The organism is Cryobacterium sp. Sr3, from assembly GCF_004402835.1.
In the GTDB taxonomy this organism is placed as follows: Bacteria; Actinomycetota; Actinomycetes; order Actinomycetales; family Microbacteriaceae; genus Cryobacterium; species Cryobacterium sandaracinum.
Genome location: NZ_SOFA01000014.1, coordinates 22,881 through 43,792, shown reverse-complemented (window position 1 = coordinate 43,792; position 20,912 = coordinate 22,881). Strand labels below are relative to the sequence as shown.

At 65.2% G+C, this 20,912-nt stretch carries 14 protein-coding genes, 1 tRNA gene and 1 pseudogene; 4 read left to right on the top strand and 12 right to left on the bottom strand.

All coding sequences use genetic code 11. From position 1 onward, the window contains the following. Window positions 1–90 precede the first annotated feature (90 nt). The 3 genes from E3N94_RS03810 to E3N94_RS03800 all read right to left on the bottom strand — a co-directional run bounded on the left by E3N94_RS03810 (window position 91) and on the right by E3N94_RS03800 (window position 3,115). Window positions 91–714: an Abi family protein gene (locus tag E3N94_RS03810; RefSeq protein ID WP_198416257.1), complete on the bottom strand. Its 624-nt coding sequence runs from the start codon at window positions 712–714 to the stop codon at window positions 91–93. Window positions 715–1,002: 288 nt separating this feature from the next. Continuing rightward, a complete protein-coding gene (locus E3N94_RS03805) occupies window positions 1,003–1,563 on the bottom strand; it encodes a recombinase family protein (RefSeq protein WP_134569838.1) in 561 nt (186 codons plus the stop codon). 1,462 nt (window positions 1,564–3,025) lie between these two features. Then, window positions 3,026–3,115, bottom strand: a tRNA-Ser gene (locus E3N94_RS03800). Between the two features lie 131 nt (window positions 3,116–3,246). Here E3N94_RS03800 and E3N94_RS03795 point away from each other — a divergent pair. Together E3N94_RS03795 and radA are read left to right on the top strand one after the other, a co-directional pair. Next, window positions 3,247–4,158, top strand: coding sequence for an SGNH/GDSL hydrolase family protein (locus E3N94_RS03795; protein ID WP_241973066.1), 912 nt, complete (start codon window positions 3,247–3,249; stop codon window positions 4,156–4,158). Between the two features lie 9 nt (window positions 4,159–4,167). Then, window positions 4,168–5,532, top strand: a complete 1,365-nt coding sequence (gene radA, locus E3N94_RS03790) for a DNA repair protein RadA (RefSeq protein ID WP_104102393.1) — start codon at window positions 4,168–4,170, stop codon at window positions 5,530–5,532. A 120-nt stretch (window positions 5,533–5,652) separates the two neighbouring features. On the opposite strand, the gene E3N94_RS03785 is transcribed toward radA, so the two are convergent. The 6 genes from E3N94_RS03785 to E3N94_RS03760 all read right to left on the bottom strand — a co-directional run bounded on the left by E3N94_RS03785 (window position 5,653) and on the right by E3N94_RS03760 (window position 16,918). Beyond that, window positions 5,653–7,248: a GGDEF domain-containing protein gene (locus E3N94_RS03785; RefSeq protein WP_134372702.1), complete on the bottom strand. Its 1,596-nt coding sequence runs from the start codon at window positions 7,246–7,248 to the stop codon at window positions 5,653–5,655. 156 nt (window positions 7,249–7,404) lie between these two features. Beyond that, the gene (locus tag E3N94_RS03780; RefSeq protein ID WP_241987057.1) at window positions 7,405–7,830 is read right to left on the bottom strand and encodes a dehydrogenase; all 426 of its coding nucleotides are present in this window, start codon (window positions 7,828–7,830) and stop codon (window positions 7,405–7,407) included. Between the two features lie 88 nt (window positions 7,831–7,918). After that, window positions 7,919–8,551, bottom strand: coding sequence for a hypothetical protein (locus E3N94_RS03775; RefSeq protein WP_134569836.1), 633 nt, complete (start codon window positions 8,549–8,551; stop codon window positions 7,919–7,921). 139 nt (window positions 8,552–8,690) lie between these two features. Then, on the bottom strand, window positions 8,691–13,451 hold the full coding sequence (locus E3N94_RS03770; RefSeq protein WP_134569835.1) for an ExeM/NucH family extracellular endonuclease: 4,761 nt from the start codon (window positions 13,449–13,451) through the stop codon (window positions 8,691–8,693). Between the two features lie 204 nt (window positions 13,452–13,655). Further along, window positions 13,656–14,162, bottom strand: coding sequence for an amino-acid N-acetyltransferase (locus E3N94_RS03765; protein ID WP_104102407.1), 507 nt, complete (start codon window positions 14,160–14,162; stop codon window positions 13,656–13,658). A gap of 230 nt (window positions 14,163–14,392) precedes the next feature. Further along, complete coding sequence (locus E3N94_RS03760; RefSeq protein WP_104102410.1) at window positions 14,393–16,918, bottom strand: ATP-dependent Clp protease ATP-binding subunit; 2,526 nt, start codon at window positions 16,916–16,918, stop codon at window positions 14,393–14,395. Window positions 16,919–17,018: 100 nt separating this feature from the next. On the opposite strand from E3N94_RS03760, the gene E3N94_RS03755 reads away from it, so the two are divergent. Both E3N94_RS03755 and E3N94_RS17445 read left to right on the top strand, forming a co-directional pair. Further along, entirely contained in the window at window positions 17,019–17,348 is a 330-nt protein-coding gene (locus tag E3N94_RS03755; RefSeq protein WP_134569834.1) for a hypothetical protein, read from the top strand. Window positions 17,349–17,420: 72 nt separating this feature from the next. Next, window positions 17,421–17,510 (top strand): annotated as a pseudogene (locus E3N94_RS17445) (GMC oxidoreductase); the annotation flags it as partial. A gap of 78 nt (window positions 17,511–17,588) precedes the next feature. Here the strand turns inward: E3N94_RS17445 and E3N94_RS03745 are convergent. The 3 genes from E3N94_RS03745 to E3N94_RS03735 form a co-directional block, all read right to left on the bottom strand. Continuing rightward, window positions 17,589–18,731 (bottom strand): glutathione-independent formaldehyde dehydrogenase, encoded by a 1,143-nt coding sequence (locus tag E3N94_RS03745; protein WP_134343463.1) that lies wholly within the window; start codon window positions 18,729–18,731, stop codon window positions 17,589–17,591. Between the two features lie 383 nt (window positions 18,732–19,114). Next, complete coding sequence (locus E3N94_RS03740) at window positions 19,115–19,927, bottom strand: aldose 1-epimerase family protein (RefSeq protein WP_277870670.1); 813 nt, start codon at window positions 19,925–19,927, stop codon at window positions 19,115–19,117. A gap of 10 nt (window positions 19,928–19,937) precedes the next feature. Beyond that, a complete protein-coding gene (locus tag E3N94_RS03735) occupies window positions 19,938–20,876 on the bottom strand; it encodes a glycoside hydrolase family 43 protein (RefSeq protein WP_104102419.1) in 939 nt (312 codons plus the stop codon). Window positions 20,877–20,912: the final 36 nt, after the last annotated feature.

The following is a 20,912-nucleotide window of genomic DNA, read 5'->3' as shown; positions in this document are numbered from 1 at the left end:
CGGGACAGATGGCTCTTGAGTCACGTTGGGAAAGGCCGATACCAGCTCGCCAGCCAGCCCCAGGCCAGCTACTAACCATTAGAGATGGCTCTAGGGCCGGTCTGCCAGGATGGCGGACACCTCACTACTGGCTTTGACATGGGCAAGCACGTCGGACGAAAGCAACCGAATAACGTAGACGATTCGGCGGCGTTCGCTTTCAGAGCCACTGAGGATGTTCTCGTGGTGAGCCACTCTGTTTCGAAAATCTCGAAGAGCAGCCAAGGCGTCGTTAAGCGCGTTTCTATCGGTGCCAGCCGGGAAGGCTTTGTGGAGGTGTGGAACCCAGATGGTTTTCTCGTGAGCGTCCACGAAGAGATACGTCCAGAAACCAAACATGAGTTCGGCGACGACCTTGCCCGGCAAGGGTGGGCTTGAGGGTGCCCCGACAGCGTTGTTCCGAGCCCGTTCGACATTGCCCCGAGGGATTCTATTTACGTCGCGCGTGCGACCGGTGTCCCGGTCCTTGCGCATCACAATGGGAAACAGCGTCAAAAGCGTGGCTGGATCCGTCCAATGCGTGTCACCCGGTAGCGTCGCGGCCGCGAGCTGTCGATCGCACGCATTGCGAAGGCCGACTTCCAGATGGCTCAGGTCATGCAAAAAAGCTGCGCTTAGCCTCGCGTTCCACTCATACAGCTCGAGCGCCCGCGAGCGAGATCCACCAGCGGCCATGACATAAGTAGAGAACCGGCCGGCGCTAAGCCACTCCTCGATCCAGGGACCCACGCTCGATGTCATTGCCACAGGGCGCCCTCTGAGCTAAGATTAACACGCAAGCCCTTGATGACCGCTGCTTCATGTTACTTGGGCCAAGAATTGGGAACTCCGGTACTTCGCCTTGGCGGACCCGGAGTTCTTCATTTGACCAGCCATGAGCGGCCTATTCCACAGCGAGAGACTGCGAACTCGATCTGATCACCCCAGCCAATGGCGTGAAGATTTGCCTTAGGCAGAGAATCTTCAGACCTCGGCGCGAAGGTAGGCGTAGACAGTTTCGCGACTGATCCCAAAGTCTCGAGCCAAAGCGGCTTTCGGAACCCCCGCGGCAGCCTTCTCGCGCAATTCCGCGGCGCGCGTAGCGTCGAGCGACGGAGCGCGACCTCGGTAGACCCCGCGCGTCTTTGCCAGGGTGATGCCCTCGCGTTGACGTTCCCGGATCAGAGACCTCTCGAACTCAGCAAAGGCTCCCATAACGTTGAGAAGCAGGTTCGCCATCGCATTGTCCTCACCCGTGAAAGAGAGCTGCTCTTTCACGAACTCGACCCGGACCTTCTTCGCCGTGAGACGGCGCACGATCGAGCGGAGATCCTCCAAATTGCGGGCAAGGCGATCCATCGAGTGCACGAGAACAGTATCGCCATCCCTAACGAACTTGATCAACTCCTCCAACTCAGGCCGATTCAGATCCTTCCCCGACGCCTTGTCCTCGAACACACGGTCGACGTCGACGCCATCCAGTTGGCGAACGGTGTTCTGATCGAGAGTGCTGACTCGCACGTAGCCAACTCGTTGACCCGTCACGGGGATCTCCTGCCTCTTCTGTCAGGTTGAACTCTAAGACCCAGAAACGAGGGCTGTCAAACTATCCAGATATGACCCTATCCTGACGGCATTGAATACATACGCTTGACGTCTAGTTGGGGTGTACCCAGATTGGCATGAGGATCGCCCAACCTGAGCTTCAATCCCGGTAGCGCTCCGCTGGCGACGTTTGATTCTGTTAACGAGTCTTGAGCACATCAGAACCGGGAAATTCGCGGAGGCCCGTCTCTGGTGACTCGGGCAGCAAACCGGCAATGACTATGCAAACAACTAGCGGGGAATCACCCTTCAAATCGATCGACGCCGGCGCATATGCATCACAGATTCCAATTCTCCGGGCTCGACTTTGCGTAGTCGTCGATGCCGATCGCGGCGAAGTGCTTTTTGGCGGACTTGATCTTCGATTCGTGGTCGAGACCGCCGAGCGAGGACAAGTATGGCGCGCCTGGCGCCGCACTCCTGGGGGAGCTGTGCTGGGGACGGGCGGCGCGGGGCACCGAAGCCATTACTACGTTCAAAGGGACACACTGCCGACAGGTTGGCCAGACAGGTCACCGGAGTGGGTGGCCGCTGCGCGCGAGGAGTGGCCTCCAGATTGGAACAAGAACGACGGTACTCGCCTCTGATAGTGCGACTAAGTTCCGGTGGCTCCGGCTCCCTGCCTTAAGAGCAGTTTGTTAGCACATCATGCGTTCAGACGTGGCGGTCGTCGTGCGTCAGGCGCGAGCCCTCCGGAAAAGCACCGGCGATGTACCGCTTTTGAAAAATCGAAAACCCTGCGAATTTCCCTTAACCTCCGCGGATTTACGCGGATCTCGGGTGGACGGACCGCGTCTGCCGTTTGTACCGCCGGATCGACAATCCTAGCGACTCTGCTCGCGCCCACGATAAGTATGTGTACAGATGTGCACTCTCCTCCCAACTCCCTTGAATCTGTGCGCGCCCGGGGGGGTCCTGAACTTGAGTTGTCGCCGCGAGAATGTGTACGACCGTTGAAGCTGGATGTGCCCGCTCCCCTTGTCTCGTATGGGTCGCACCGCTTCCGGACACGTACACGTACACGTACACGTACCGGCGAGGGTGAATGTGTATGTGTGCATTTCGGAGATAGCGGCCACACAGCTTATTCCCAGACACGTCGGGCGTGTCGAGGACGCGTATCCCCCCGCGCTCACCGGCAGCGCACCGGGCTCGCCGTGACCGATGCGAGGACGTCGATTCGACTGCTCTCGAGCCGCCACAGCGCACCATGGAGATCGTCGCCAGGAAGGTGCGGGCCACCCGGCAGTCACGTGCGTCACCATCCACCGCATGCCTCAACTCGCACTTGCTCACACCCGCTCACAGATGTTCCGTTACCGCTGCGTTACCGCTGGGGAAATCCCGGCGAGAAAAAACCCCCTGAGTCCCAGTGAAACACAGGGCTGCAGAGGGTTTTCTGTGGCGGTACCGGTGGGATTTGAACCCACGGTGGAGTCTCCCCCACACAACTTTTCGAGAGTTGCACCTTCGGCCGCTCGGACACGGTACCGAGGGAGAGTTTAGTTGAAATCGGGGGCCTTGCGCGAATCGCGGCGGCGAACATCCGTGTCTGAACGGCCCTGAACGGCCCCGAACGGCCCTGAACGACGAGAACCCAGCACGAAGCGGTATTCTCACCGGGTGATCACCGTGAACCACAGGCTCCGTTCCCTTGCCCTCACTGCCGGAACCCTGGCCACAGCGGCCGGCCTCGGCGCCGCCGCCGTGGTCAATTACCGGGGCTTCCAGCGTCGCATCGCCGAGAGCTCGGTGATTCTCAATGAGACCCTGCCGGTGCACTCTCTCTGGTGGCGCGCCCGCGCGAAAGACAAGGGCGAGCTGATCTACGCCGTCATCGGAGACAGTGCCGCGCAGGGGATCGGGGCGAGTTCCCCGCACCGCGGCTATGTCGGAATCCTGACCGACCACATCCGTCTCTCCACCGGCCGCTCGGTGCGCGTGGTGAACCTGAGCGTGTCGGGCGCCACCGTCGAAATGGCTGTGCGCGACCAGCTGCCCACGTTCGCGAAGCTCACCCCGGACATCGTCACGGTCGCGATCGGCGCCAACGACATCGCCCTCTGGGACGCCGCCGTCTTCGAGGCCGGCATCCGGCAGGTCTGCGCGGCGCTGCCCCCGCACGCCCTGGTCGCCGACCTGCCCTGCTTCCACCTGCCCCGCAACGAACGGATGGTCGCCGTCGCCAACCGCATCATCCGCCAGGTGGCCGCGGAGTACCAGCTACGCGTGGTGCCGCTCCACGCCACGACGAAGCGGCTCGGGCTGCGCAGCGTCGCCACGCACGTCGCGGGCGACCTGTTCCACCCCAATAACCGCGGCTACCGGGCCTGGGCCGAGGCGTTCGTTCCGGCGCTGAGCGCTCATCTGGTGCGGGGCATCCGGCCTGCCGACCTGGCCGGGCCGAATGCCCCCAACGCGCCTGCCGGCCTGCCCTCGGCCGTGCCGGCCAGCCGGCCCTCCCCCACGCCGGAACCCGCGTCGACTCCGGTGGCGAACACTTCGGAATCGGGTGGTGTCAGCGGCCCGAGCTAGGCTCGCAGAATGGCCAGACCCGTTTCCTCCTTCCGTTGCACCGAGTGTGGCTGGACCACCCTGAAGTGGGCAGGCCGCTGCGGCGAATGCCAGCAGTGGGGCACCGTGGTGGACACCACCGAGAAGGCGAGCCTGGCCCGCGCGCTCAAGCCGGCCAGCGTCACCGGCGCGGGCGTCGCCCGCCCGATCACTCACGTCGACACCACGGCCGTCTCGCACTGGCCTACCGGCATCGCCGAGTTCGACCGGGTGCTGGGTGGCGGCATCGTGCCTGGCTCGGTCATCCTGCTCAGCGGCGAGCCCGGCGTCGGCAAGTCGACACTGCTGCTCGAGGTGGCCTCCAAGGCAGCGGCCGCCAAGTCCCGCGTGCTCTACGTCAGCGCCGAGGAATCGGTCAGCCAGGTGCGGTTGCGCGCCGAGCGCACCGGGGCGCTGCAACCCGAGCTGTACATCGCCGCCGAGACCGACCTGGCCACCATCCTCGGCCAGATCGACGCCATTCAACCCAACCTCGTCATCGTCGACTCGGTGCAGACGGTGGCCAGCTCACTCTCCGACGGCCTCGCGGGCATGCCCAGCCAGGTGCGGGAGGTGGCCTCCACGCTGATCCGGGTGGCCAAAGACCGCAACCTGCCCATCCTGCTCGTCGGGCACGTCACCAAAGACGGCTCGATCGCCGGCCCCCGCCTGCTCGAACACCTTGTCGACGTAGTGTGCCAGTTCGAGGGCGACCGGCAGAGCGCGCTGCGCTTCGTGCGGGCGCTCAAGAACCGGTTCGGCTCGACCGACGAGGTGGGCTGCTTCGAGATGACCGGCGACGGCATCGCCGAGGTGCCCGACCCGAGCGCGCTGTTCCTCAGCCGCGGCTCCACCCCCGTGTCCGGCACCTGCGTCACGGTGGCACTCGAGGGCCGCCGGGCGATGCCGGTCGAAGTGCAGGCTCTGGTGATCAAGACCCAGGCCCCGAACCCCCGCCGCGTCACCAACGGGGTGGACTCCTCACGGGTGGCGATGCTCCTCGCGGTGCTCGAGCGCCGGGCGAGCCTGTCGGGGCTTGGCAGCATGGATGTCTACGTGTCGACCGTAGGCGGCATCCGTCTCACCGAACCGGCCGCCGACCTCGCCATCGCCCTCGCCATCGCGTCCGCGTTCAAGGACAAGCCGATCGCTCAAGGGGCCGTGGCGTTCGGCGAGATCAGCCTCGCCGGCGAGGTGCGACCGGTGTCAGCGGCCAAGCTGCGCGCAGCCGAGGCCGCCCGGCTCGGCTTCACCATCCGACTCGATGCCGAGGCCGGCGCGATCGGCACCGCGGTCGCCGCGGCGATCGCGACCGGCCAGTCCGCACGGGACGCCGAGCTCGACCGCGCGTTCTAGCAGGGAACATCCGGCGCGGGCCGCCACGGATGTCCGGGCGAGCGGCAGGTTCGGGTCACCGGGGTCTCGACAAGCTCAACCACCGGGCGCTCGACCAGCGGGAAGCCCGACCCACCGTGATCATCGGGCCTCGAGCAGTTCCGCCTCCGGGGTCGACGTGGAGACGATGGCGGCGTGAACGACCCGATTGCGACCGTCGCGTTTGGCCACGTACAGACGCACATCGGCGGCGCGCAGCAGGTCCGAGCTCTGCTGGCCGTCGGCAGGCGCCAGGGCAATCCCGAGACTCGCGGTCACCGGCAGGGCGCCGGTGATCGGCGACCAGTCGTGATCAGCGATCGAGCGGCAGACCGCCTCGAAACGCCGGTGCGCCTCGGTGGCGTCAATCCCCGGCATGATCAGCAGGAATTCCTCGCCGCCCAGGCGTGCGGCGATGCCGTCGGCCGCGGATGCCGCAGCGGCGATCAGGATGCTGCCCACCTCGCGGAGCACAGTGTCGCCGACCTCATGCGACAGCGTGTCGTTGATGCGCTTGAAGTGATCGAGGTCGACCATGGCGATGGCCACGCTCGGCCCACCCTCGCGCAGGCGCATCAGCGCGGCGCTGAGGTGTTCGTCGACGAACCGGCGGTTGTGCAGCCCGGTGAGCGGATCGCGCTCAGCCAGCTCTCGGTACCGCTCGCTCTCTCGGCGGGACTCCGCGGTCTGGAACATGGCCTCGAGGATGCGCCCGCGCGACTCGTTCTCGCTCGCACCGAGCGCCTCGGACTGTTCGTGGAAGTGCCGGTACGCCTCGAACGCGGCGCGAAAATCGCCGTTGGCCGCATGGATCTCGGCCTGCTCCCTTGCCGCTTCCGTCGACCAGCGGGTGAGCCCGAACCGCTGGGACAGCTCGCGGCACCGGTCGATGACGGTCTGCGCTCGGGCCAGATTGCCCTGCGTGCGATAGATCTCGGCCAGCGTGACCAGGGCCACTGCGGACCCGTCGGGATGCAGGTTGCCCACGGCCGGGTCCATAGCCGGCAGCAGCTTCGCTTCCGCCTCGTCCAGCCGCCCCGCCGTCAGGTAGACGCGCGCGACCGTGTCGAGGGCGTACATGCCGATCTGTCGGTCGCCCACCTCGGACAGGCCGATCAGCTGTTCCACGGCCGCGAGGGCCTCGACCTGGTTGTGGGCCAGGTATTCGGTGTAGGCGAGATTGTTCAGGATGTTGTAGCGGATGATGGTCTCGGGGTCATCGATCACGAGGCGGAGGGCATCGTCGTAGCGGCGGCGCGCCTCGTCGAGGGACCCGGCCGAGCCGAGCGCGTCGGCCAGGCACTTGCGGGCGGCTGCACGCATGAGTGGAACCTCCGACTCCTCGAGCAGGTCGTTCGCGGCGACGGCGTGTTCCAGGGCCAGGGCGCGGTCGCCCACCATCTCGAACACGGAACCGAGCACGTCGTGACAGCGCGACTGCAGGGCGAGCTCACCGTGCTGCTCCGCCCAGCTCAGGATCTGTTGCACGTCAACGGCGCTCTGACTCGGGTCGCCGCGACGGATGCGCACAGCCGCGACGACAACCTGCAGCCGTCGCGCAGTCGCTCCGTGCTCCCCGTCGCCGAACTCGGCGAGCCAGGCCTCGGCATCCTGGAGGGCGACATTGCGGTCGATCCAGTACTGTCGCTCGACGCCCGCGAGGCGGGCGTCGGTCAGACCCTGTTCGGTCCCCACCACATTGACCTGCTCCCTGACAGGCTGAATGCTGACCGTGAAAAGTCCGTCGGATTCCGCTTCGGGAGCGGGCCGAACACTGTCTAGGGCCAGCCTAGCGCGGGCCGACTCCGCGGCCGGGGGTCTGGGGACCCCCAGCCTGAGGGGGTCAGTCGGGCGCTACCCGCCGGGTTCGCTTGTGCCGGTTTCTTCCTCGCCGGGCAGCGGGCCGAGGGCGCGCATCAGGTCCGCCGGTGCGGCCTGCATGACATGGGGACCGGCGACGTCGAAGAACACCATCTCGAGCACCTGCTGGTGCACGGTGAGGAATTCGCGAAGCCACTGTGCGTCACCGACCATGATCTGCGGATCGATCTCGTCGGGAACCATGCGGGCGTAGTTCTCGGCGGAGGAGAAGAGCAGCAGCATCCGGCGGTCGGTGCCTTCACGGCCGAAGACCCGCACCTGTTCCGCCTGCCCGTTGACGACCAGCTGCGGCACGATCATCACATCGTTGCGCAGGGCATAGGCCACAGCGGCCACATCCTGGGCGGCCAGAGCGGCAGCGAGGGCAGGGGAATGCGTCGGTGGAGTAGCGTCAGTCACGGCTTCCATTCAACCAGTTGGCGCGGTAGTGACACGCCGAATCCGACCCTTGGGGGCACGCCACGAGCGAACGGCGGCCGGGCCGGTATCAGGAGAGGAAGAACTGCTTCGGGTTCACCGACTCGATGCCGTCGACGCTCACGGTCAGGTTGTAGGCCGCTCCGCCGGCCGGCGCGGCATCGCGGCTGGCTTCGCCGCAGGTGTCCGGGTTCGAACGGGTGCGGTCCCAGGCGATCGCTTCGTCGGAACTCACGGGTTCACCCGGCTGCAGGCTGACGTCGGCGTCGCCTGGCTCCTGCTGGCAGTCGGTCGACGTCCAGTAGACATCCGTGCCGCTCGACACCGTGAACACCTGCGTCGCCGTGCCCGCGTTCAGCACGCACGGCACGTCGCCGATGTTGGTGACGCTGAGCGAGAGCATCGGCTGCGCCCCCGGTTCGTAGCTGACCGCGTCGGTGGTCGCTTCGATCTGCACGGATGCGGGGTCGCACGCGGCCGGGTCGGCCGCCGGGTCGGAGGCGGAGACCTCCGCTCCGGCCGCCTCGGCCGCGGGCGCCGGAGTGCTGTCGGGCACACCGGTGCCGGCGGCCGGGCGCACGATGGACGAGATGACCAGGATGAGGAGGGCGAGCACGATGAGCAGGCCGAGGCCCACCACGAGACGACGGCGCCAGTACACCTTGCTGGACTGGGGGCCGACCGGATGTTTGATCGTCGACATTACCCAAGGCTAGCGAGGTATACCGGCGCCGCCGGCAATGCTGTGCGTGTCGTGCGCGTGTCGGGCGGGAAACGCCGAACCGGCGCGGCCGACCTCGAGAGGCTCGGTTCCGCGCCGGTCCGGTTTGCTCCGGGCGGTACTACCGGCCGCGCGGCGCCTTGTCGACCCTGATCTCGGTCCAGCCGAGCACGTTATCGTTCTCGTCCTGCACGACCAGCTTGTACTTGCCCGCACGGGTGTCGGCCGGCAGGGTCGTTCTGACCTCACCCTGCGCGTTCACCAGCAGCCAGCCGCCCAGGTTCTCCACTGGCTTGGACTGCAGCGATACGGAGACGAACTCACCGGCACGCGCCACTCCGACGTCGACCGTGACCGGGGCACCCACGGCATACGTGGCCGCGTCCGTGACGATCGCGTTCTTGAGTGCCTTGGTCAGCGCCTTCGGGCTGGCGGCGACCGGTTCAGTCGTCGGCGGAACCGGCACAACGACCGTGATCGGCACCCGCACGATCGTGCCTGACTCCGTGGTGGTGAGTTCGAGCACGCTGTTCGCCGCGGCATCCTGCGGCACCGTGACGGTGACCGTCGCCGCACCCGTTGCGTCAACGGCTGCCGTTCCCAGTCCGGCACTGCTGCCGGCCCAGACCAACGACATTGCCGTGTTCTTCGGCGCGCCGAGCGAGCTCAGGTTCAGGTTGCCCACGGTGAACGTGACCGAGGCGCCGCGCTCGACCGCCACGGTCGGGACACCCGTGACACTGGCCTGGCGGGTGGCGAACGACGGCGTCAGCGGGCTCTTGGCCGTGATGTAGGAGATCCACGCGTCCCGGTCGACGAGACCGGAGTCGCGCGTGCCCGTTCCGTTCTTGAACTCCCGAAAGTTGTCGCCTCCGGTGAGCAAGAAGTTGAACGAGCCGACCCGGTAGGAGCGCGCCGGGTCGATTGCCGAGCCGTTGATCCAGATGCCCGTAATGCGGTCACCCTCGGTCCGGCTCGCGTCGAACGTGTAGTTGACGTTGTCGGAGAGGCCCAGCTGCAGGTACGGACGGCTCGGAATGTTGCCGGCCGCGTCACGCTGCCACTGCTGCTCCAGAACCGTCTTGAACTGGGCCCCGGTGAGGCTGGTCGTCCACAGGTTGTTCAGGAACGGCAGCACCGCGTTGGCCTCGGCGTAGGTGACGACGCCGTCCGGTGCGAGTAGCAGCTCGGCGCGCATGCCGCCGGGGTTGACCACGCCGATTTCGGCGCCGCCCTTGAGCGGGTCAGCCAGCGATTCGCGCAGCGAGTTGGCCACCAGGGTGCCCATCGCCGATGGTGCGGCCCGGTTCTCCGCGCACGGTGCGGTGCCACCGAGGCAGGCGCGGGTGATGTCGGCGGTGACGGAGCCGATCGGCTGGTTGCCGATGACGGCCGCCTGGGCGAGCGCGGCATCCGTGATTGTCTTCACCAAGGCGACCCGCGGGTAGGCGGCGACCAGGGTGGCGTCGGCGGTGACCGAGCGCTTGACGTTCTGGTTCTTCACGGTCGTGGTGTCACCGGAGGCAATGTCGTAGTTCAGCACGACCTGGCCGATGTTCTCACCGTAGTTGCCGGTCTGAAGCACCGGGCGGGTGATACCGGCGGGCGCACCGGGCAACTGTGCGTTCCACGCGTATTGCTTGTGCGTGTGGCCGGTGAAGATCGCGTCGACTTCGGCTGAGGTCTGCGTGACGATCACTGCGAACGCACTGTCGGTGAGGGCGAGTTCCTGCTCGAGGGTCGCGTTGTCCGGCGTTCCGGCGCTGGCACCCTCGTGGTACTCGGCGATCAGCACGTCGGCTTCGCCGTTGGCCGGGTCACCGTCGGTGAGCTGGGCCGAGACCCGGTTGACCGCGGCTACCGGGTCACCGAAGCTCAGGCTGGCGATCCCGTTCGGCGACACCAGCGCCGGGGTCTCCTTGGTGACGGCGCCGATCACACCGACCGAGACGCCGTCGACGTCGAAGATCGCATATTCCTGCATCGCCGGGGTCGTCGTTCCGAGCAGGTAGACGTTCGCGCCGAGGTAGTCGAAGTCGGCGGAGTCGGCGACGCGCCCGGTGAGGTCGGCGAAGCCCTGGTCGAACTCGTGGTTGCCCACGGCCGAGGTCTTGAGGCCGAGCGCGTTCAGCACGTCTATGGTGGGCCTGTCGCCCTGCGACGCCGAGGCGAACAGGGAGGCGCCGATGTTGTCACCGTCGGAGAGGAACAAAGTGGACGCGTCTCCGTATTCCGCGCGGAGCTGCTCGATCGTTCCGGCGAACTTCACCGTATTGCCGTCGATGCGCCCGTGGAAGTCGTTGATGTTGAGCAGGTTGATGTCGACGTCGGTGGGGCTGGCGAGGTCCAAGCCGACGATCGCCGGGTCGTGGTCCGACGAGCGGAACGCGTCGGCCACGTAGAAGTCGGTGACGTTGTTGTTGTAGCGGCTGTACTCGAGCGCAACGGACTCGACCGAGTTGATGTTCCAGACGTCCACATCGGTGACCGCGGCATTTGCCTCGGGTGACGCGAACACGTGGTCGAGCGAGCCGACGGTGCCACCGAAGGCGTAGGTGTACTCGCCGCTCTTGGCCTCCTGGCTGAGGTAGCCCGCGTCGGTGATGACCTTGATCGGGTCTTCCTGGTCGTAGGCGTTGAAGTCACCGGTGAGGAAGACGCGCGCGATGCCGGTACTGGTCTTCAGCGTGTCGGCGAACTTGACGAGCGCGGTCGCCTGGTTCACGCGGGACAGGTTCGAGGCTCCCTGGCCGTCGCCGGTGTTGGCGTCGGCGCCGGTTCCGGAACCCTTCGACTTGAAGTGGTTGACGATCGCGAGGAAGCTGCTGCCGGCGTCGCCGACCAACTGGAACGCCTGGGCGAGCGGCTGGCGGGCGTTCACGAACGCGGCGTCGTCGAAGATGGTCGATCCGCCGACGGTTTCGACCGCGGCGGTCTTGTAGATGAATGCGGTGCGGATGACATCTTCGCTGGCGGGGAGGGCGGCCGGTGAGGGTACGAACGCCCAAACCGGGCTGCCCGCGTCGGTGTTCAGGGCGGTGACGAGGTTGGCGAGGGCAAAGTCGCGGTCCTTGCCGAAGCGGGCCGAGTTCTCGATCTCTTCCAGCGTGATGACGTGGGCGTCGAGGGCGTTGATCGCCGAGACGATCTTTGCCTGCTGGCGCTCGAAGCTGACCTGGGTGGCCGCGCCGCGGGCGTCGCATCCGCTGTTGACCGTGATCGGCGTGCCGGCCCGGTCGGTGTAGTAGCTGCAGCCGGTGATCGAGTCCCCGGTGGTGGCGAAGTAGTTGAGCACGTTGAAGGTGGCCAGACGGATGTCGCCGCCCACCGATCGAGGTGCCGCGGTGCGGGTGTCGGCGAAGGTTGCGGGCTGCACGGCTGCGGCGGTCGCAGGCACCAGTTCGGTGGTCGGCTGGAACTTCCAGGCACTGTTGCGGAAGTCGAGGATGACCGGCGTCGCGAACGTGACGGCCGCGCCGATGCGCACCGGGCTGGTCGTCGAAAGGTAGGGAACGGGCTTGTCCTTGTTGATGCTGGACAAGAAGTTGGTGGTGGCGCCGTCGTCGAGGGTGACCGCGCGCGCCTTATTGCCGGCGACGGCCGCGGTGTACGCGTCCGTTCCCGGGCGGGCGGTGACGGTCGGGCCGACGAGCGGGGTGGTTCCGGCCGCGAGGCCGATCTCGCCGTACTGGTTGGTCGCGTAGTTGTTGGTGACGGTGAAGTCGCCCTGCGGGGAGACGAGCATGCCCTCGAGAGACTCACGTGCGGCATCCGTTGACGGGAGGCCGACCGTGGCCGGCACCGGGCCGACGATCCCGGCCTTGTCCAACGCGGTCACGTCGCTGAGCGCGGTGATCGTGATCTGGGTGAGGCCGAAGAACTCGCTCGCAGTGCCGGTGACGGAGACGTAGTCGCCTGCCGTGACCGGGGCGGCCAGTGCGTTCGTGTAGACGAAGAGGCCGTCGGACGCGGTGTGCGTGGTCAAGTCGACCGCGCCGCCGGTGCCGGGGGTCTGCAGGTAAAAGCCTTTGAAACCGCCCGTGGGATATGTGGCGGTGACGACGCCGGTCGTCGTGACGACCTTACCGGTCTGGGCGCCGGCATCCGTGGAGCCCTGGATCTCGTTGATCGCAAGGGCGGCGGCAGGCACGGGCGGAGTCGTCGCGGTGGGCGTCGGGGTGGGCGTCGGGGTGGGCGTCGCGGTGGGCGTCGCGGTCGGGTCGACCGGGGTCGCCGCGGCCTCGCCTGCGGCGTTCGTCGGGGTGGGAGCCGCGACGATGAAGTCGGCCGAGTTGACGTCAGTGTCGAGGCCCGTGGCGCGGGTGAGCGCGGTGGTGACGGATGCGGCGGACGCCACCGTGGTCTCGAACGTGAGCGACGTGCCGTAGCCGAGTAGGTCGATGACGCCCGGGGCATTGAGGAGGGATCCCGTGGCCGGGGCCGTCAGCTGCGCGGCCTGGCTGGCGAGGAAGAGGGTTCCGCCTCCGCCGCCGAAAGAGAAGCCGAGGGTGGCGTTGGGGGTGGGCAGCGCCGCGCCGCTGGTCGAGTTGGCCGTTCCCTGCACCAGGTAGTACCCCTTGGCGGGGATCGAGCCGCTCAGTGCAAGCGTGCCGGACGGGTTCGCCGCGCCTGTGGCCGACCGATACTGCAGCGAGGTGCCGTCGAGGGAGACGGCAGCGTCCGTGGGGTTGTAGAGCTCGACGAACTTGTTGAGGTAGGTCGCTCCCGTGCTGCCGCCGTTCAGGTAGGCCTCGTTGATCACGACCCCGGTGCCGCCGACGTCGGCGAAGGCGGGCAGGGCCACCAGGGGGCTGGCGACCAGCCCCACTCCGAGTAGAGCAGAAAAAGCCAGTTTCAGACGGCTGTTCGGTGCAGGCGACATAGTTTTCCTCAGCTATTAACGATCGACAGTGATCGCCATGCTACGGACGCGGTGTTGCCAGTGCGCTACCTGCGAAGTAACAATCAGTGAATTTGAGCGTTTCGCTCGGATGAGCAGAAATCTCCAGAACTACCCTCACCTGAGCGGCACCTGAACGGGTAGTCTCTCGCTGTCTTCTGCCCACTGCGGTCAGCTTTCAGACGGTCAGTCGAGCCGCTTGACCATCCGGGTGTTGCCGAGCGTGTTCGGCTTGACCCGGGCCAGGTCGAGGAACTCGGCGACACCCTCATCGTGCGAGCGCACGAGCTCGGCGTACACTTGCGGGTCGACCGTTTCGGAGCCCATGTCGGTGAAGCCGTGCCGGGCGAAAAATGGCACCTCGAAGGTCAGGCAGAAGAGGCGGCTGAGCCCGAGCTCGCGAGCATCCGCTTCGAGCCGGTCCATCAGCGCGTGGCCGACGCCGTGGCCGAGCCGGTCGGCGGTCACGGCGAGGGTGCGCACCTCGCCCAGGTCCTCCCACATCACGTGCAGGGCGCCGCAGCCGATCAGAGTGCCGTCGGCATCCTCGACCACCCGGAATTCCTGCACCGCCTCATAGAAGACGACGCTTTCCTTGCCGAGCAGAATGCGCTCCTGCACCAGCGGCGCCACGAGCGCCTGGATTCGGGGCACATCGGTGGTGCGTGCCCGGCGCACCAAAAACTCCTGCATTCGCTGCCCACCGATCTCTCTCGGTTCACTCACGCGAACCAACCAGCTCAGTCTAGGCAGCTGTGGGGGGAGCGAATTCGACGGAGATTTTGCCGAACCTGCCCGTTTTGAGCCCGAAACAGGCCCGCAGGAGCAAAATCTCCGCCGAATTCGTCAGGGAGTCGGGGCCGGGCGAGCACGAGACAGGGCCCGGCGGATGTTTCCGCCGGGCCCTGTCCAACGGGTTACCGCTACTCGCTGGTCACCGCGAGGTCGGGTGAGCCCGGCCCCGTGCCGATTGCGGCCGTGGTGTTGACGCCGACGGCTACGGCGGAGGCGCGCACCGTCGTGGTGAAGATGTACTCCCCACCCACGTAATCCACGTGCACGTGGTCGCCGGCGTTGAGCTCGCCCTGCAGGATCTTTTCCGACAGGCGGTCCTCCACCTCGCGCTGGATCGCACGGCGTAACGGACGGGCACCGAGTGCGGGGTCGAAGCCGACCTCGATCAAGTGCTCCTTCACGGCGAGGGTCAGGTCCACGGTCATGTCGCGGTCGAGCAGGCGCTCGCTCAAGCGCTTGATGAACAGGTCCACGATCTGGAGCAGTTCCGGCTTGGTCAGCTGCGGGAAGACGATGATCTCGTCCACGCGGTTGAGGAACTCGGGCTTGAAGTGCTTCTTCAGCTCCTCTTTCACCTTGCCGCTCATCCGGTCGTAACCGGTGGACGTGTCACCCTCGAGTTGGAAACCGACGGGCGCGCCGCTGATGTCCTTGGTGCCGAGGTTCGTGGTCATGATGATCACGGTGTTCTTGAAGTCGACGACGCGACCCTGGCCATCCGTCAATCGGCCCTCTTCAAGAATCTGCAGGAGCGAGTTGAAGATGTCAGGGTGGGCCTTCTCGATCTCGTCGAACAGCACCACGGAGAACGGCTTGCGGCGCACCTTCTCGGTGAGCTGGCCGCCCTCTTCGAAGCCGACGAACCCGGGAGGGGCGCCGAACAGTCGGGACACGGTGTGCTTCTCGCCGTACTCACTCATGTCGAGGGAGATCATGGCGGCCTCGTCGTCGAAGAGGAACTCGGCGAGCGCCTTGGCCAGCTCGGTCTTTCCGACGCCGGTGGGGCCCGCGAAGATGAACGAACCGCTCGGGCGCTTCGGGTCCTTCAGTCCGGCACGGGTGCGACGGATGGTTTTGGCGAGCGCCGAGATGGCCTCTTCCTGACCGATGACGCGCTGGTGCAGCGCCTTCTCCATGAAGACGAGCCGCGAGGACTCCTCCTCGGTGAGTTTGAAGACGGGGATGCCGGTGGCCTGGGCCAGAACCTCGGCGATCAGGCCCTCGTCGACGACGGCGGTCGTTTTGACGTCGCCCGACTTCCACTTCTTCTCGAGGCGCAAACGCTCGCCGAGGAGGTTCTTCTCCTCGTCGCGCAGGCCGGCGGCCTTCTCGAAGTCCTGCTCCTCGATGGCGGTCTCCTTGGCGGCGCGCACCACGGCGATCTTCTCGTCGAATTCGCGCAGCTCGGGCGGGCTGGACAGGATCGACAGGCGCAGGCGGGCGCCGGCCTCGTCGATCAGGTCGATGGCCTTGTCCGGCAGGAACCGGTCGGAGACGTAGCGGTCGGCCAGGTTCGCCGCGGCCACGAGAGCGCCGTCGGTGATCGAGACCTTGTGGTGCGCCTCGTACCGGTCGCGCAGCCCCTTGAGGATATTGATGGTGTGGGGCAGAGACGGCTCGGCCACCTGGATCGGCTGGAAGCGTCGCTCGAGCGCGGCATCCTTCTCGAAGTGCTTGCGGTACTCGTCGATCGTGGTGGCACCGATGGTCTGCAGCTCGCCTCGGGCAAGGAGAGGCTTCAGGATGCTGGCCGCGTCGATGGCGCCCTCAGCGGCACCGGCACCGACGAGGGTGTGGATCTCGTCGATGAAGATGATGATGTCGCCGCGGGTGCGGATCTCCTTGGTGACCTTCTTCAGCCGCTCCTCGAAGTCACCGCGATAGCGGCTTCCGGCGATGAGCGAGCCGAGGTCGAGCGAGTAGAGCTGTTTGTCTTTCAGCGTCTCGGGTACATCGCCCTTGACGATGGCCTGGGCGAGACCCTCGACGACGGCGGTCTTGCCGACTCCGGGCTCACCGATCAGAACCGGGTTGTTCTTGGACCGGCGGGACAGGATCTGCATGACCCGCTCGATCTCCTTCTCGCGCCCGATGACCGGGTCGAGTTTGTTGTCGCGGGCGGCCTGCGTGAGGTTGCGCCCGAACTGGTCGAGAATCTGGCTGCCCGCCGGACCGCTCGCCTGCTCGTTCGCGCCGACCTGCACCTGCTCCTTGCCCTGGTAACCAGAGAGGAGCTGGATGACCTGCTGGCGCACCCGGTTGAGGTCGGCGCCGAGCTTGACGAGCACCTGGGCGGCAACGCCTTCACCCTCGCGGATGAGGCCGAGCAGAATGTGCTCGGTGCCGATGTAGTTGTGGCCGAGCTGCAGTGCTTCGCGCAGGCTCAGTTCGAGAACCTTCTTGGCGCGCGGCGTGAACGGGATGTGCCCCGTCGGCTGCTGCTGGCCCTGACCGATGATGTCCTGCACCTGCTCACGCACGGCGTCGAGGGAAATACCCAGGCTCTCGAGGGCTTTGGCCGCAACTCCCTCGCCTTCGTGGATCAGGCCGAGCAGGATGTGCTCAGTACCGATGTAGTTGTGGTTGAGCATTTTGGCCTCTTCCTGGGCCAAAACAACGACGCGTCGAGCTCGGTCGGTAAATCTCTCAAACATGTGATCGCTCCCTTGGCGCCAGGGCAGTTGTGGCGCCGATACATCGAGAGTAACGAGCGAACCCTGAAATGAGTGCCTCTGTTCGCCGCAGGCGTGACGGATGTCGTCGCGCACCGGCTCCGACCTCGTCACCTTCGGCCGATTTCGGAAGGTGTGGCGGGCGATCTCGACCGCACGTGGCGGGCGATCTCGACCGCACGTGGCGGCCTCGTCGGCCGAACAGGTGGTGACCTCGGATGCGTTCGCCACCGCCTGGGAAGAGGCGCTGCGGCTCAGCCAGACGCAGGTCATCGCCGCGCTGCAGGCCGCCAGCTATGCCGACCGCATCATCCTCCTGGCCGATGGTCGCGTGGTCGATGACCGCGGCCGGTCCACCGCCGAGCAAATCAGCACCATGTTGCCGAGCATGGAAGCACGATCGGCGTGGTGAGACGACGGAGGGCCGTGATCCGGGGCACCGACAGTCCGATGACGGTCGGGCCGCTGCCCCCCGGAATTGCGGGTGCACGGAATCGTCGGACTGCGTGTCGCAGACGCCTCGATTATGCCCTCGACAATGTCCGGCAACACGGATGCCGCCGTCGTCGCCATCGCGGAACGCGCTGCTGCCCTCATCCCGGGTAGCCGTGCGGCGGCGCACGCGCGGATACCCAACGAAGGATCGGTTGGCCTACTCCGGCTTGAGGATGACTTTGGTCCAACCGTTGGTGCGTTCGCCAAAGTTCTTGTAGGCATCCGCGGCTTTGCTGAGGGGGATCTCGTGGGAAACGATCCAGGATGGCTTGGCTTTGCCCGCGGCGATCAGGTCGCGCAACTGCCGATTGTACTTCTTCACCGGGCATTGTCCGCTGCCTATGCTTTGACCCTTAAGCCACTGCAGGCCATAATCAATGGCAAGTTTGCCCTGCTTGGCGTTATCGTCGAAGCCGCCGGGATCTGCCGGAAGGAAGACTCCGACAACGCCGATTCCCCCGGTGATGCGCACGGACTGGATCAGCCGATTCAGAGTCATGGCGGGATCTTCGGTGCCCTGGGGGTCGTGGGCCTGATAACCCACGCATTCACACCCCCGGTCCGCGCCGATACCCTTGGTCTGGTCCAAAACGAACTCAACCGGGTCCATCTTCGAGTCATCAATGGCGATCGCACCGATCTGCTCGGCGAGGGCCAGCCGGTCAGGGCGTCGATCCACGACCCAAACTTTACTCGCGCCCTTGATCGTGGCGGACAGGGCGGCCATCAGTCCGACTGGACCCGCACCGTAAATCACGACCGTGTCACCGGGGATCACTCCGGCCATCTCGGTAGCGTGGTAACCGGTAGGGAAAATGTCCGACAGCATCACGTAATCGTTTTGCTTTTCTACCGCGTCTTCACCCAGGCGCAAGCAGTTGTTATCGCCGTAGGGCACACGCAGCATTTGGGCCTGCCCGCCGGGATACGGACCCATGCCAGCGAAGCCGTAGGCGGCGCCCGCGCCGACCGGGTTTGGTTGAGTGGTCATGCAGTAGTTCGTGAAACCGCGTTCGCAATTCTTGCAAAACCCGCAGGAAATATTGAATGGCAGCACGACCCGATCGCCGACCTTGACGGCGTCGACGCCGTTTCCGATCTCGATGACCTCACCCATGTTCTCGTGACCAAAGGTGCGCCCGACTTCGAAATCGGTGCGTCCCTCGTACATGTGCAAATCGGAACCGCAAATATTTGTCGCTGTGATGCGAACAAGAACGTCAGTGGGGCGTTCGATCTTGGCATCCGGAACGTCTTCAACGTTGACCGCGTTGGGGCCTTTATAAACGACTGCTTTCATTTCTTTCACTTCCTAAATTTTGACCATGATAGACGGAAGATCCGCCCTCACTTTCGGAGGTGCATTTACGGTGAATGTCCGGGCAGAGTCTCAGGCTGCGCGGAAAATGTGCATGTCTCAGATCTATCACGATCGCACATGACCCGCCACTGCGAGGATGCGACCGAATTCGGGTTGCGCATTGCCCCCTGCCAGCGTCAGGGGTACCTCGTCGACACCACGAGGTGGGCACCGAGGTGGGCACCGAGGCATTCTCTCTTACGACGGAACGGCCGCTAGCCGTTCGGCTATCGGGCGTTCAGCAACCCCCGCGTCAGAACGTATGTGAAATCGTCGGTCAAGCGCTATTGTGCCGGTTTGGTCATTCGGCGACGCGAGTCGCGTCAATTCCAGAGCGGTCTGCATAGCTGGTCGATTGCACGAACCGTCCAGGAGGCGCGCGTTGAGCCGGATGGCTCAAGAACGTTCAGGTTCATTCCAGAGTTGAACGCATCCGGCGGACAGGTCATTGGTTCAACGGCGAGTCCAATTCTGTCGATCGAGGGTACTAATTGATCAGCCGTATGCACCTGAACCCACGGGCATTCGGGACCCCAGATCATTTCCACTCCACTGCCCGCGGTCGTCGTCAATCGAAGTGTCGCCATGCCTTCATCGTCCCGGTCGAAGCCAGTGAATCCATGGTCGATGAAGGTGTCATCGATAGTCCGCGGCGTGCGGAAGTCAAACACGGCAAGATCACCAGCATCGAGATCACAGAGGTGAAGGGGTATGAGGCGGTCATGAGTCACGGTCAGGATTCGCTGGGCTGCGAGCTCCAGCGTCCAGTCGTTGACGCGGCCATCGCCGGCAACAAGGTACGGGTGCGGAGCGACGCCAAAAGGGGCGGAATTTGGACCGGCATTCACTGCCGTAACTGCCGTTCGAAGGCCACCGGCGTCAAGCGCAAAATCCACCTCCAGCGTCACCCGGTGGGGGTATCCAGGCTGCGCTTCGACGGTTGCCGCGAGGACGAGCCGATCGGCCGCCTGCCTGACCACTGCAAAGTTCAACCAGGACACGAGTCCATGGAGAGCGTGACCCCTCGACGGCTCGGTGATGCTGAGCTGTTGCTCGACACCACCGAATGTGTACTTTCCATCCACGACTCGGTTCGGCCACGGCGCCAGGATGGCGCCGCGAAAGAAAGGTCGCACCCCAATTGGGTTACTCGGGGGTCAGGACCCGAGGAATGTCGGCGTCCCATTCGGTCTCGGCAACGTGAAGTGCGCGGTACGTGTAGTCCGTGTCCCACCCGTGGAAGACGAGATAGTCCTTGCCATTCAGACCAAAGACCAGGTCTTGGCCACCAGGGCCGCGATATAGGCCCCCCGACCCTTCGGTCGAGAGGATCGGACCCGTTTCCTTCGTCCACGGGCCATCGATTGAGGCAGCCGTTGCAGCACCGACCGCATATCGGTCGTCTCCGTAAGAGTTAGCGGAGTAGAGCATCAGGAGTCCTGTACCTCGGACCACAATGGTGGGAGCCTCGATAAGGTTGCCCTCCCAATCCTCGGTTTGCTTCAGGATCCTGATGGGATCGCCCGTGATGCTGAGCCCGTCGGGAGAGAGCGTGGCCGCCTGAATCCAGGTGTCGAGGTCGCAACAGTTACCGTCATTTTTCCAGACGAGGTACAAGGCGTCGTCGATGAGCACGGTGCTTGCATCGATCGCGCCGCCTTCGTCTTCTGGACAGATGATCATGGCGTCGCTCTGAACGATGAACGGTCCGGCCGGGTCGCTGGCAGTGGCTACACCAATGCACTGCAGCGTTGGCGCAAAATTCGTCGCCGTGAAGTACATGACGAATGAATCATCGGCGAGTCTCGTCACCTCAGGCGCCCAGGTCTTTCCCGGAATAATCCAGCTTGGGAGATCCGGCAACGCGTCCGGTAACACCTCCCAATCGAGGAGATCGGTGGAGGAGGCGACCTGCACGTTGCGGTTGTTGTCGTTGGTGGCATACGCGAAATAAGTGCCGTCGACCTCCACCACGTCGGGGTCTGCGAAATTCGTGTTGAGTACCGCAGCGCCTGCTGCGGCAGACGCCGGAGGTGCCGAGTGCTCCGGAGCCGCCGTGCAGCCACTCACCGCGAAGGCGGTCATGATGGCTCCAGCCACACACGCTACCGCTGCGCGGCG

Bases quoted from the DNA above. Each gene is read 5' to 3' on its own strand.
- E3N94_RS03735 (WP_104102419.1), bottom strand. From the start codon at position 20,876: ATGACCGCCTTCGCGGTGAGTGGCTGCACGGCGGCTCCGGAGCACTCG.
- E3N94_RS03770 (WP_134569835.1), bottom strand. From the start codon at position 13,451: ATGTCGCCTGCACCGAACAGCCGTCTGAAACTGGCTTTTTCTGCTCTA.
- E3N94_RS03755 (WP_134569834.1), top strand. From the start codon at position 17,019: ATGTCGTCGCGCACCGGCTCCGACCTCGTCACCTTCGGCCGATTTCGG.
- radA (WP_104102393.1), top strand. From the start codon at position 4,168: ATGGCCAGACCCGTTTCCTCCTTCCGTTGCACCGAGTGTGGCTGGACC.
- E3N94_RS03765 (WP_104102407.1), bottom strand. From the start codon at position 14,162: ATGCAGGAGTTTTTGGTGCGCCGGGCACGCACCACCGATGTGCCCCGA.
- E3N94_RS03760 (WP_104102410.1), bottom strand. From the start codon at position 16,918: ATGTTTGAGAGATTTACCGACCGAGCTCGACGCGTCGTTGTTTTGGCC.
- E3N94_RS03745 (WP_134343463.1), bottom strand. From the start codon at position 18,731: ATGAAAGCAGTCGTTTATAAAGGCCCCAACGCGGTCAACGTTGAAGAC.
- E3N94_RS03775 (WP_134569836.1), bottom strand. From the start codon at position 8,551: ATGTCGACGATCAAACATCCGGTCGGCCCCCAGTCCAGCAAGGTGTAC.
- E3N94_RS03810 (WP_198416257.1), bottom strand. From the start codon at position 714: ATGGCCGCTGGTGGATCTCGCTCGCGGGCGCTCGAGCTGTATGAGTGG.